11 protein-coding genes are annotated in these 12,758 nt (G+C 56.5%); 6 read left to right on the plus strand and 5 right to left on the minus strand.

The features are described 5' to 3' along the window. Positions 1-143: 143 nt before the first annotated feature. Both HMPREF1144_RS23595 and HMPREF1144_RS23600 read right to left on the minus strand, forming a co-directional pair. Positions 144-1,484: a carbohydrate porin gene (locus HMPREF1144_RS23595; RefSeq protein ID WP_009654189.1), complete on the minus strand. Its 1,341-nt coding sequence runs from the start codon at positions 1,482-1,484 to the stop codon at positions 144-146. A gap of 122 nt (positions 1,485-1,606) precedes the next feature. Continuing rightward, positions 1,607-3,004 (minus strand): MFS transporter, encoded by a 1,398-nt coding sequence (locus HMPREF1144_RS23600; RefSeq protein WP_009654185.1) that lies wholly within the window; start codon positions 3,002-3,004, stop codon positions 1,607-1,609. 437 nt (positions 3,005-3,441) lie between these two features. Here HMPREF1144_RS23600 and HMPREF1144_RS23605 point away from each other — a divergent pair, with 437 nt between their 5' ends. The 4 genes from HMPREF1144_RS23605 (at position 3,442) to HMPREF1144_RS23620 (ending at position 8,051) form a co-directional block, all read left to right on the plus strand. Continuing rightward, positions 3,442-4,473 carry a LacI family DNA-binding transcriptional regulator gene (locus tag HMPREF1144_RS23605; protein WP_004848002.1) on the plus strand — a complete coding sequence of 344 codons (1,032 nt, stop codon included), beginning with the start codon at positions 3,442-3,444 and terminating at the stop codon, positions 4,471-4,473. A 252-nt stretch (positions 4,474-4,725) separates the two neighbouring features. Further along, complete coding sequence (locus tag HMPREF1144_RS23610; protein ID WP_004848004.1) at positions 4,726-5,655, plus strand: dihydrodipicolinate synthase family protein; 930 nt, start codon at positions 4,726-4,728, stop codon at positions 5,653-5,655. Positions 5,656-5,797: 142 nt separating this feature from the next. After that, on the plus strand, positions 5,798-6,646 hold the full coding sequence (locus tag HMPREF1144_RS23615) for a fumarylacetoacetate hydrolase family protein (RefSeq protein WP_009654187.1): 849 nt from the start codon (positions 5,798-5,800) through the stop codon (positions 6,644-6,646). 115 nt (positions 6,647-6,761) lie between these two features. Then, complete coding sequence (locus tag HMPREF1144_RS23620) at positions 6,762-8,051, plus strand: anaerobic C4-dicarboxylate transporter family protein (RefSeq protein WP_004848008.1); 1,290 nt, start codon at positions 6,762-6,764, stop codon at positions 8,049-8,051. A 74-nt stretch (positions 8,052-8,125) separates the two neighbouring features. Here HMPREF1144_RS23620 and HMPREF1144_RS23625 read toward each other — a convergent pair whose 3' ends face one another. Further along, positions 8,126-9,493, minus strand: coding sequence for a formimidoylglutamate deiminase (locus HMPREF1144_RS23625; protein ID WP_004848011.1), 1,368 nt, complete (start codon positions 9,491-9,493; stop codon positions 8,126-8,128). Between the two features lie 102 nt (positions 9,494-9,595). Here HMPREF1144_RS23625 and hutC point away from each other — a divergent pair, with 102 nt between their 5' ends. Next, on the plus strand, positions 9,596-10,357 hold the full coding sequence (gene hutC, locus HMPREF1144_RS23630; RefSeq protein WP_004848014.1) for a histidine utilization repressor: 762 nt from the start codon (positions 9,596-9,598) through the stop codon (positions 10,355-10,357). After that, positions 10,354-10,911: a HutD family protein gene (locus tag HMPREF1144_RS23635; RefSeq protein ID WP_004848016.1), complete on the plus strand. Its 558-nt coding sequence runs from the start codon at positions 10,354-10,356 to the stop codon at positions 10,909-10,911. The genes hutC and HMPREF1144_RS23635 overlap by 4 nt, the downstream gene beginning before the upstream one ends. 33 nt (positions 10,912-10,944) lie before the next feature. Here the strand turns inward: HMPREF1144_RS23635 and HMPREF1144_RS23640 are convergent, their stop codons facing one another. Both HMPREF1144_RS23640 and HMPREF1144_RS23645 read right to left on the minus strand, forming a co-directional pair. Further along, positions 10,945-12,477, minus strand: coding sequence for an HAL/PAL/TAL family ammonia-lyase (locus HMPREF1144_RS23640; RefSeq protein WP_009654194.1), 1,533 nt, complete (start codon positions 12,475-12,477; stop codon positions 10,945-10,947). Between the two features lie 10 nt (positions 12,478-12,487). Next, positions 12,488-12,758: glycine betaine ABC transporter substrate-binding protein (locus HMPREF1144_RS23645; RefSeq protein WP_009654178.1), on the minus strand; the 271-nt coding region annotated here is incomplete at its 5' end.

Consider the following 12,758-nt stretch of genomic DNA (forward strand, 5'->3'; position numbering starts at 1 on the left):
CCTGTGGCGTGGGGAGTAAATGGGGAGATAATCTCCTCTCCCCCTGGAAAGACATGTGTCTGGTCGTTGATTCAGGTGCGCTAAAGCGTTGAGAGGCTGCGTATTGCTGAATAGAGCAGCCCGGACGGTAGCAGCCCGTTTTATCAGAATTTGACGGTCACCTGATTGCCGAGCACCCAGGCGTTTTTAATCTCTTCGCTTCCTCCCGGATGAACGAGCAACTGCAGGTTAGGGCGCACGGTCAGCCATGGCGTCGCGCGAAAGCTATAATGCAGCTCTGCGGCATACTCGGCTCTGCGAACCGGAACATACAGAGGGTTATCATAATCATCGATCCCCCGCATCTGGTTCAGGAGCTGCGCCCGACGGGCGACTCTGTCGTTGGCGTGCATTTTACTGACGCCGAAGCTGATAAAGTCCTGCGGACGGCTGGCGAAAGGGCCTTGATAAATGGCGCCTGCCTGAATCTGATAGTCCATTGTCGCCGTATCTTTATCATTCATTGCCAGATGCCCGAAAAGGCTAAGGCCACGTTGGCGCTGGCTGCTCGAGTAGGTCAGCTGCTGGACGACATAGAGATAACCTCCGTAGCGGCCGTCGTGTCGCCGGGCGGCCTGGTGCGTGAGCACATAGGGATCGCCATTGTCATCATCCAGCACATCATTGGCGTCCGCCGTGTTATACCATCCCCCGAGTTTCCAGATGCCGGGGAGTTTTGCCGCGCCGAGAGTAGGTCGATATCCCAGTTCAAAAAGGTACATGTACCCCAGATGCCCGGTACCATCCAGCTGGAAGCTTCCGTGGCGGGTGGCGTAGGCAGGATTGTACTGAAACGCGCCGGCCTGGACGTAAAGCGCCGGGGCAGGGCTGTATTTAATACGGCCGCCCCACTGGCCTATGGGGGTGTTATACCAGACGCCGCTGCCGTGGCCGGCTAAAGAGCCGCACAGCGACAGGTTTTGAAAAAAGCAGCCGTTGTTATCAAAATCCTCTCCCGGCGGCATCAGGCCCACCTTGAGATCCAGCTTTTTATCCCACCCGGTTTTTTTGAACCAAAACTGCGTCGCGTGCCATGTTTGCCCCCGACCGTAGTTGCTCTGAACACCGGAGCCTATTACCGGCGCGCGCGGATCCTGAAGGCGATCCTGAGTCAAATCTCGCCCGTTACGATTATTCACCGACGCTTTAAATTCACCGTCGTGAATACCTAAAATCTTTTCCAGATCCATATTTACGCCGAGAATATACTGGTCGCTGTAGCGCAGAGTTTTATCGCGATCGTAACCGCCGGAGATATTCGTGGCCGTCATCGCGCTATATTCCAGCGTAAAATCATAACCATGACGGCGCAGATCCGTACGCACGCCTCCCCATTCTCCGGTCATGTTTTTTGCGGTGGGAGAAAAAAGCGTCTCGTTGGCCAGCGTCTGTAAAGGGTGTAGTAAAGCCAGCAGCATCGCGCCGCTGTGGATGAGTTTGTTCATGTTTTTACCGCCTGTTAATGATCCAGGTCTATGAATATTTCCCGGTAAGGCGCGGCTGAATCAGCCGACTGCGCCGACCTCCTGTCAAAGGTGGCTCCGCGCTTTCCGGAGCCACAGGCCGTCTATGGCGACAGCTCTTCTAACGATTTTCCTTTGGTTTCAATGGCAAAAAGCCAGGTAATTAAGCCGCCAATCAGCGCAATGACCGCGAAAGTGATAAACACAAAGCGGATCCCGAAGCCGCTGACGATAAAACCGACCATCAGTGGGCCGATGGATGACCCCGCCCGGAGCCATGCGCTGGAATACGCGGTGCCGATAGCGCGCAGTCGGGTGGGATAAAGCTCAGCCGCGTACAGATAAAGCGAGAAAGCGATGGTCTGCAGAATGGCGTAGGTCAGGCTGCCCAGAATCAAAATTTCAACGGCGGATTTCGCGCCCAGAACGGAGAGCGTGATCAGCGGAACGACGGCCAGTAAAAAGGCCCATGTGTACCAGCGTTTGCGCCCGACGCGGTCGATCATCAAGGCGCAGATCACTGAAGCCACGACGCCGCAGGAAGAGGTGATCCAGCCGTAGGCCAGGCTGGTATCGAGGGAGAGGTTAAACCAGGTTTTGTAGAGAGTTGGAAACCAGGTGATCATTCCGTTGTTGACGCTATAAACCGTCAGCCACAGTCCCCATAGCATAAAGGTGCGGGATTTATAGATACCGCCAAAGAGGGCTTTAACCCCTTCCGGAGCCGCTTTTTGCGCCGCGGGGGCTTTTATTTCCGGTTCGGGCAACGTCATCCCGCGCCTGATGACCTCTGATTCCAGCGTCGATACGATGCTGTCCGCTTCCTTCAGCCTCCCTTTTGCTGTCAACCAGCGCGGTGATTCCGGCATCAGCCAGCGCAGGGGAACGGTCAGCGCGGAGGGGACTAAGCCAATTAAAAACATGACTTTCCAGCCATAGATGGGCACCAGAAAATAGCCGACCAATCCGGCAAACATCATGCCGATAGGGAAAATCACTTCATACAACAAAAAGAAACGTCCGCGCTTTTTGGCACCGACAAATTCATTGATATAGGCGCTGGCAACGGGGACTTCCGCACCGATACCCACCCCCTGTAAAAAGCGAATAACAAGAATTGACCAGCCGTTCCAGGCAAAAAGGCAGGCCGCATCCATGAGTACGAACATGATGATGGTGATACGCAATACGCCGATACGGCCTATTTTTTCCGCCAGCGAGCCGAAAAACAGGGCGCCGCACAGCTGGCCCACGTAGCTGGCTGCAATAATAAGGCCGACAAACGTCGGCGTGAGACCCCACTCCTGGGTAAGCTGGGGGAGCGCAAAAGCGATAGCAATAATGGTATAGGCATCGAAAAACGTCGATAAGCCGACGATAACGCGGATCGCTTTCAGCCGTCGGGTGATGGGGAGGCGTTCCAGCCTTGCCAGCAGCGCGTCTGGCGTGGACGTCGTTGCGCTGGCAACGGCGTAATCTGAAGCAATGGCCTGAGTTGACATAGTATTACCCTGTTAAACGTTGTCTGGGGCATACACGTAAGGTTCTGAATAACCACAGGGCAACGAACCCTTATTCATCGACGTGCTGCATATAATGCTGTCCTGATGTGTTTATGATAACGTTACTGCAATCGATTTCACTTGCAGCTAATCCTTTGCTGGATTCGCCGCTAAGTCAATTACGCCTGTTGTATAAATGTCGAGCAGTTCACAATCTGAAAAAACTCACGCGCAAAAAGACGAAGCGGCGAATGCAAAGCAAAATGAATAAGAAATGTGAATTAAAGACCGGCTGAATGAACCCGGCAAAGTGAAGCACCATTCCTTTTGTCCGGGCGAGGTTTGACGTAAGATCCTTTAACCCCACGGTTTGCACGATGGTATCCGTTGAACGGGCAACACGGATTTTTACCCGCATTGATGAGTTGGAGCAGCAGATGGATCAAGAAAGTGAACTGAACGATTTGCCGGAAAAAAAGCTGGCGACAATGCGGGATGTTGCTCGCGCTGCGGGCGTGAGCGTCTCGACCGTTTCGCGCGTACTCGATGAACGGTTACCCACCTCGCGCAGCGCCTCGGCAGAGAAAATTCGCCAGGTGGCCCGTGAGCTGGGCTACCGTCGGGACTATGTTGCTTCCAGCCTGCGCCGGGGCGATACCGGAACGCTTGGCGTCCTGGTGCCGAGGCTGACCGATGCCGTTACGGCGATGCTTTTCGAAGAGATAGCCAGGGCGGCGGCCAGGCGAGGCTATTTCGCGATCGTTGCGACCTGCGGTGATAGCAAGGATCAGGAGAAAAACGCCGTGGAATCGCTGCTGGATCGCCGCGTGGATGGGTTGATCATGTCCACCTGCCGGCTGGACGATCCTTTGCCGCAAACCCTGCGTGAACGGGATGTGCCCCACGTTCTGGCGCTGCGTACCGACGGTTTTAGCCCCTCATCGGTCGGGGACGATGAGCTTGGCGGCTATCTGGCCACCCGACACCTGATTGATTTAGGCCACCGCGATATTGGCCTGATTGGCGGCCCTGATTTTGCCTCCAACGCGCGCAACCGGCGTAAGGGCTTTGAGCGGGCAATGCAGGAAGCCGGGCTCAGGATCGAAGCGGAATGGTGCTGTCATTCAGATTTTAATATCGCCTCGGGGGAGCAGCAGGGAATGAAAATTCTCAGCCAGCCTCATCGCCCGAGCGCGCTATTTGCCGTCAATGACGAGCTGGCGATCGGCGTCCTCGCGGCCGCGCACCAGCAGGGGCTGGTGATTGGCGAAGATCTCTCCCTGGTCGGCTACAATGATATTCCCCTTGTGAGCAGACTGCCCGTGGCGCTGACCTCGGTCAGAACGCCGCTGGAGCATATCGCCAGCAATGCGGTTGATATGTTATTGAATCCAGAGATAAATAATAATATGCGGATTACCACGCCTTCCCTTATTCCCCGTAAGTCTACTGCGTCTCCACGTAAATAATCCCCCTGCGATCCTCCCCCGACTTTCCAGGAGAAAGCGGGGAGGGTTGAATTTTGTATAACGGATCTCATCCCGGATGCAGATCGCGGTTTAGTTTGTGATCTGCGTTGCATTTTTAACCAACATGGCGTTGACGGTTTTATTTTTGAGGTTCAATGTCAATCTCGTGAAAACGATTGCAGAAACGATTTCACTTCCGTTTCAAAGAATCGCTTAACCGTAAACAAATGCTTACTCATCAAGGGGATATTTATGATTAACATCGATCTGAGAGGTTTGACTCCGGCTCCGGTTACACCCTTCACTCGCGATGGACGCGTAGACTATGATGCCATTCAGCGCCTCGGTAGCTGGCTGGGCAGCATCGACGGGGTGAAAGGTCTGGTGGTGCTGGGACACGCAGGGGAGGGGACTTTTCTGACCCAGGAAGAGCAGGCGAATGTGATCCGTGCATTTGTGAAGTCTGTGGATGATAAGCTTCCGATCATTGCCGGCATCACCGGGGAAGGGACGGAAGTGGCTGCGCTGGAGGCGAAGCGCGCCGTTGCCGCTGGCGCATCCGCCGGTTTGCTCTATCCTTCCCACGGCTGGCTGCGCTTTGGCTATCAGGATGGCGCGCCTCAGGATCGCTACCGCGTGGTGTATGAAGAAAGCGGCCTGCCGCTGATTCTTTTCCAGTATCCGGATGTCACTAAAGCCACCTACAACCTGAAAACGCTGCTGGATATCTCCGCGCAGCCGGGCGTATTTGCCATGAAGAATGGCGTACGTAATATGCGCCGCTGGGATACCGAAATTCCGGTTATTCGCCGCGAGCGTCCGGATCTGCAAATCTTAAGCTGCCACGATGAATATCTGCTGCATACCGCCTTTGATGTGGATGGCTTCCTGGTCGGTTACGGCAATATCGCGCCTGAGCCGTTAATTGAAATGATTAAGGCGGGTAAAGCGGGCGATTACGTTAAAGCGCGCGAGCTGCACGACCGACTGCTGCCGGTGACCAAAAGCGTCTACCACCGCGGTTCGCACATGGAAGGTACCGTGGCCCTTAAACATGCTCTGGTTGCGCGCGGGATCCTTGAACATGCCACCGTTCGCTCTCCGCTGCTGCCGCTCGAAAATGGCGCTGAAAAAGAGATCCACGACGCCATGCGCGCCGCTGAGCTGGGCCGCGTCGGTTAATTTATTCTGCGTCTGTTGTTAATCCGCAATGCAGAAATATCGCTTACTGTATTGCGGATCATCGGTTACTTCGCCCCGGTATTTTTTGCTGCTCTTCATCATAACGTCGGGGCTTTCACCTCTGTATATTCCTGGGTGATTTATGAAACTATTAAGCTTTCGCGTTAATGATAAAAACAAATATGGCCTGGCGACCGCTGACGGCGTCATCGATCTGCAGGCGCGGTTTCCTCAATACGGCAGCCTGCTGGAATTTATACCGCATCTTCATCTTGTTGATACTCTGCCGCCGTCTGCGAAACAGGCGAACTATTCTTTCGACGAGATCGCTTTCCTGCCGGTCATTACTGAACCGAAAAAAATTATCTGCGCTGGCGTGAATTATCGCGATAAAAACGCTGCCGGTAACGAGAAACCCTCTAATCCTGTGCTATTCATCCGCTTTGCGGATTCACAGACCGGGCATCTGGCACCGCTCCTCAAGCCGGAACGCAGTAATGAGTTTGACTATGAAGGCGAAATGGCGCTGGTGATGGGCCGTGGAGGACGCAATATACCAGAGCAGGAGGCGCTGCATTATGTTGCCGGCTACAGCTGCTATATGGATGGCTCCGTGCGCGACTGGCAGCATGCCTGCTTTACCGGCGGGAAAAACTGGCCAGCGACGGGCGGCTTCGGCCCCTGGCTGGTGACCGCGGACGCTATCCCCGACCCGCAAAATCTGAATATTACCACCCGGCTGAATGGCCAGACGGTCCAGCAGGATAATACGGGCAGCATGTTGTATTCAATTGCCGAACTCATTGCGTATATCAGCACCTTCAGCGCGCTCTCTCCGGGAGATGTCATTCTGACCGGCACGCCCGGAGGCATCGGAAAAAAACGTACCCCGCCGCTCTTTATGCAGCCCGGGGACAGGGTGGAAGTCGAGATTGAGCAGATCGGATGCCTGATGAATACCGTGTACAGCGATGCCGCGTTAGCGCGATAAGTTATCGTTTGTATCCAAAAACAGGGTGAGAGCGCGTTTGCCCGGCGGCCAGGACTTGCAGGCCATTTAATCATGTAAAGGGTTAATGCCGGACAGGGAGCCGTGGAGGCAATATATGATATTGGTTCAGTTTCTGGTGGTGCTGCTGTTTCTGTACATCGGCATGCGGGTCGGGGGGATCGGCGTGGGGTTTGCCGGCGGCGCCGGCGTGATTGTCCTCAGCGCGCTCGGCGCCACGCCGGGTGATATGCCGATGCTGGTTATCGTATTTATCATGGTGGTGATCGTGGCGATTGCCGCCATGCAGGAGGCCGGCGGTATTGAATACCTTGTTGACCTCACCGAGCGCCTGCTGCGCCGCTATCCGCGATTGTTAGTCATCACCGCGCCGCTTTCCACCTGGCTATTAACCATGATGGCCAGCACCGGGCAGGTCTCTTTTGCCTGTATGCCGGTTATTGTCGGCGTGGCGAAAGAGAACAATATAAAACCCACCCGGGCGCTTGCTCTTTCGGTCGGCGCCTCTTTGCTGGGCATTGTGGCGTCGCCCATTTCTGCGGCGGTGATTTTCTTCTCGGGGATTCTGGAAAAGGGCCATTCTGGCTGGGGCTATATTGAGCTTATTGCGGTATCAATCCCGTCCACCTTTCTGGCGCTGCTGGTCACCTCCGTTTTTTACCTGTGCTGGGACAGGATCCGCCAGCAGGATCGGCTCAATGACAATCCGGTTCAGGTGCAGGCAAGGACTGCGCGGGCGATCCCGCCCTGCGCCGGTCGTTCGGTGCTGATTTTTATCGTCGGGTTAGTTGTGGTGCTGGTTTATGCGATTGTCACCAGTCCGAAACTCGGGCTGATTGCCCATCCGGTCATGAGCAGCGGACAGGCGCGGGTAGGGGTGATGATGGGCGTTGCGCTGCTGATTGTGGTGTGCTGCCGGGTTAACGTACACAAGGTCCCGTCCGGCTCGGTGTTTAAAACCGGGATGACCTCCTGCATCTGTATTCTCGGCGTCGCCTGGCTGGGTTCAACCTTTATGGACAGTAATCAACAGTGGTTGCAAAGCGCGGTCTCGTCACACTTGCTGGATTCGCCCATGATGCTGGCCATTATTATTATGGCGGCCTCATGCTTCCTGTATTCTCAGGCGGCTTCCACAAAAATTTTATTCCCCGCCGCGCTGAGTATGGGCGTTGCCCCGGCTATTTTGGTTGCCTGCTTCCCGGCAACGGCTTCTCTTTTTATTCTGCCAAACTATCCGACGCTGCTGGCGGCGGTAGAGCTGGATGATACCGGCTCCACCAGACTGGGCCGACATATTATCGATCACCCTTTTCTGCTGCCTGGCCTGGCATCGGTCCTGCTTTCAATGCTCTTCGCCGCGGGGCTGGCTTATTGGATTCAGTGAATCGCCTGAGGCTTTTACTTTGAATACATCCGAAAACAAAGCGGTTCACCGTCGGTGAACCGTTTTTTTCGATATCAGGCTGCGAGATCTTTCATTACCTGAATAAATGCCTGAGAGACAGATTCTTCTTTATGGTGATGCCCATCCTCAATCACCCAGCGTCCGCCAGTCATCACCGCGGTAATGGGATTAGACGAGCAGGCGAAGATCCAGCGGTTGAGCAGCATCTGGTCTTCTGCGCTGGCGATAAAGGGATTCTGGCTATCCAATACGACCAGATCGGCCCGATATCCTACGCTTAGCTGGCCAATGTTTTGTCCCAGCGCTCTGGCGCCGCCTCGTAGCGCCCCTTGATACAGCACGTTGCCGACGTGAGGCTCGCCTGGGACGATGAGCCGGTTGCGGCGCTGGGCTACCAGGCGCTGCCCGTATTCGAACCAGCGTAAATCCTCGCTGACGCTGACGCTAATGTGGCTGTCGGAACCAATTCCCCAGACGCCGTTATGCTCCAGATATTGTGGGCCAGGGAATATGCCATCGCCGAGATTGGCTTCGGTGGTCAGGCACAGGCCGGCCACCGCACCGGATGCGGCGATCTTCATCGTTTCCTGAGGCGTCAGATGAGTGGCGTGGATCAGGCACCAGCGCGAATCCACGGGGAGATGGTTGTACAGCCACTCCACCGGGCGCTCGCCGGACCAGGCCAGGCAGTCATCCACCTCTTTTTGCTGTTCAGCAATATGAATATGAATCGGCTGCTGGCCAGGATGGCAGGCCAGAATGGCGCCAATCTGCTCCGGCGTAACGGCCCGTAATGAGTGGAAGCACAGACCGGTACGCTGCATTGGCTCGCCGGCCAGCCGCGATGTGAGCGACTCGTACATAGTCAGGTAGCTGTCGCTATCGTTGATAAAGCGGCGCTGTCCAACGGAGGGCGGCTGCGCGCCAAACCCGGCGTAACTGTACAGGACGGGCAGCAGCGTCAGGCCGATGCCGGCATGTTTCGCCGCGCTGGCGATACGCAGCGCTAATTCCGTCCGCTCTTCATAAGGCGCGCCGCTGCTGCTGTGATGCAGATAGTGGAATTCGGCGACCGAGGTGTACCCGGCTTTGAGCATTTCGATGTACAGATAGCTGGCGATGGTTTCCAGCTGTTCTGGCGTAATTTTATCTACCAGCCTGTACATCAGATCCCGCCAGGTCCAGAAGCTATCCGACGGGTTTCCCGCCACCTCCGTTAACCCGGCCATCGCCCGCTGGAAGGCATGGGAGTGCAGGTTCGGCATACCCGGCACGACGACCCCTTTGATGCGCGTCGCCTGCGGATTCGGCGCTGCGTTCTTTTCCAGCGCGGTTATGATGCCTTCTTCGGACACGGTTATGCCGACATTATTTGCCCAGCCATCAGGCAACAGCGCTTTTTCTGCCAACCAGACTGCCATTTTATCACCTTATTATCAGTGCTAATGTATATACATGTACATATATATACATCTAACAGGTCATAGAGTAAACTGACAACGTCAGCATATGAGGAATGGTTAATGGCGCGTAACGACCTGTCAAATTCGGATTCCATGGATGAGTTACTTGAACATCCCGCCCCCTTTTATGAAAGGGTAAAGGCCATGATCAAAACCAAGATCCACAGCGGGGCATGGCCCGCGAATTACCGTGTTCCTTCTGAAAGCGAACTGGTCACGCTGTTTGGCTATAGCAGAATGACGATTAACCGCGCGTTGCGAGAACTGACCGCGGAGGGCTTGCTGGTGCGGATGCAGGGGGTCGGTACTTTTGTCGCCGAAATTCGCGGCCAGTCGGCGCTGCTGGACATTAACAATATCGCTGACGAAATCGCCAGCCGTGGCCACCGCCACCACGCCAGAGTCTTCAGACTGACGGAAATCGAAGCCGATGCCCAGCAGGCGTTCAGCTTTGGCATGCAGCAGGGTTGCGGTCTGTACCATTCGCTGATTTGCCATTATGAAAATGGCGTACCGGTTATGCTGGAAGACCGACTGGTGAATATGCAGGTTGTGCCGGACTACCTGCAGCAGGATTTTACACGTATCACGCCGAACGCCTATCTCTCCTCAATTGCGCCGATTGTTGAAGGCGAACACGTTATTGAAGCGGTCAACGTCACGCGGGCCGAGTGTGTTTACCTGGAAATCGATGAACATACGCCTTGTCTGCTGGTCAATCGTCGGACGTGGACCGGCCGTCAGGAGAAGAAAATCGTCACCAGCGTGCGCCTGGTCTATCCCGGTCCGCGTTACCGCCTGGAAGGGAGCATGCGCAAATGATCCGTCTGCTCCCTGCCGGGTTGTATACGGAAATGCCCTGGAAAAACGGCCAGGGCGTGACGCGCGAAGTGGCCCGCTATCCGGAAGCGGGGGAATATGACTGGCGTATATCCCTGGCGACCATTCGCCAGCCTGGTCCGTTCTCCGCATTTCCCGGCTACCTGCGCAATATCAGCGTGCTGGAAGGCGGCGGGATGTACCTGACAATCGATGGGCAGCGCAGCGCATTGATTGCGCCTTTCCAGGCGCTGGGGTTTAACGGCGCAAGCAGCGTATCCTGTGAGATTGTCGGCGGCCCGCTGCTGGATTTTAATGTGATTTACCGGGAGGCCGCTCTGCGGGCGACGGTGAGCTGGTGCGGGGCGGGAACGTGGTCGCACCAGGGCGGACTGCGGATATTGTTTAATGCCGGGCCCGCGTTGCGGGTGAGCGTTGGCGACCAACGCTATTTACTGGAACATTACGACAGCCTGCTGGTGGATGAAACGGTGGCGCTGGTTATCCAGGACTCTCCGGGCGCGCGTCTGGCCCGCATCACGCTGATTCCCCTTTAATCACGCCGCAGGCTCCTTCTGCGGCGCGTGTTGTCACTCCTCTTCGCACAATGCCTGCAGCATCTCGCTGAGTTCGCCCTGATTAATCAGGGTGCGTAGCGCATGTATATCGGGGTAGAGCAGCGTATCTTTATCCCGGAACGGCACCGCCTGACGCACTCTCTCCAGCGTCGCTTCGCTGCCCACGGCGGCACGCAGCGGGCGATGGAACTCCAGCGCCTGACAGGCGCACAGCAGTTCGATGGCGACGATGTCCACGGCGTTTTCTACCGCCTTAAGCGCTTTACGTGCGGCGGCAACCCCCATGCTGACATGATCTTCCTGACCGGCGCAGGTGGATACCGTGTGGATACTGGCCGGGCCGGCCAGACTGCGGTTATCGCCCGCCAGCGCAGCGGCGACGTAGGGTGGGATCATCATCCCGGAGTACCCCGAATCCGGCGAGATAAGAAAGGCCGGCAGCCCGCTGAGATGCGTATTGGTTATTCGGTCGCAACGGGCCTGGGAAGCGGTGCTCAACTGGGCAATCGCAACGGCCAGCGCATCCAGCGCCAGCGCCGTTGGCGCACCGTGACCGTTGCCCCCTGGCATCACGATAAGCCTGTCTTCTTCAACCAGAAACAGCGGGTTATCGGTCACCGAATTGAGTTCGATGGTCATAATCTGCCGACAGTGAGCCAGCTGGTCGCGCACCGCGCCGTGGATCTGGGGGATACAGCGTAAACTAAGCGCGTCCTGAACCCGGTGGTCGCGATAACGCGCCAGGATCTCGCTGCCTTTCAGCAGGCGGCGCAGGTTTTGCGCGGTTTCCTGCTGTCCGGGATGAGGGCGCAGGGCGTGCAGGCGGGCATCGTAGCCGCGCGTATTGCCCCGCATGGCCTCGAGGCCCATCCCGCCCGCCATATCGGCGACGGGGAGCAGACGCTGGAAATCCGCCACGGCCAGACAGCCCAGCGCGGTGATCTCATAGGTGCCGCCGACCAACGCGTGACCCTCTCTGGGACCGGGAACATAGGGCGGGATACCCGCCCGCGTCAGCGCCTGTTGCGCCGGCAGCAGTTCTCCCTGATACCAGCATTTGCCTTCGCCGAAGACCGCAAGGCCGATATGGGCGGTGGCAATCAGGTAACCGACGGAGCCGCCGGCGGGTGACCACGGCGTGACCTGACGGTTCAACATATCGGCGATACGCTGCGCCAGCGCCGGGGTAACGCCGCTGTATCCCTGTAGCAGGGATTTTAACGTCACCGCCATCATGGCCCGCACTTCACGCACCGTCAGGTCCGGACCGACTCCGCAGGCGTGGCTGCGCAGCATATTCAGCTGGGTATCCGTCATCCTGTCCGGGGAAAGCCGGGTGGTGACCAGATCGCCGACGCCGGTCGTCAGCCCGTAGATCACCTGGCCTTGTTCAATGGCGCGCTGAATACGGCTGCTGACCCGCGCCATATTATCCAGCGCCGCCTTCTCCAGCACGATCGGCGCGCCGTCGGCAATCCGCACTATCTCATCCACAGTACCTGGCGCCTGCCCGAGGGTAATGCTGCCGTTCAGAGGAGTTGTCATGTCTGCGACCTTATTGGCTAAATCCGTGTTTTACCAGCCACTGATGCGCGATATCGTCGATGCTGACAAATTCGGCAATTTGCTCGTTCATGTCGATCAGATCTTCAGTCGTTAGCTGAGCAGAGACTTTGTTCAGCGTGGTGGTCACGGCGTCATTCAGCGCTTCACTGGCGACGATAGGCACAATATTTTGCGCCGCGAACAGATGTTTTGTGTCTTCCAGTACGACAAGGCGATCTTTTTTGATGGCTGGCGAGGTTGAAAGCAGATCGGCGACCTGG

Origin of the sequence: Klebsiella sp. OBRC7 (genome assembly GCF_000293135.1) — a bacterium.
GTDB lineage: Bacteria > Pseudomonadota > Gammaproteobacteria > Enterobacterales > Enterobacteriaceae > Klebsiella > Klebsiella michiganensis.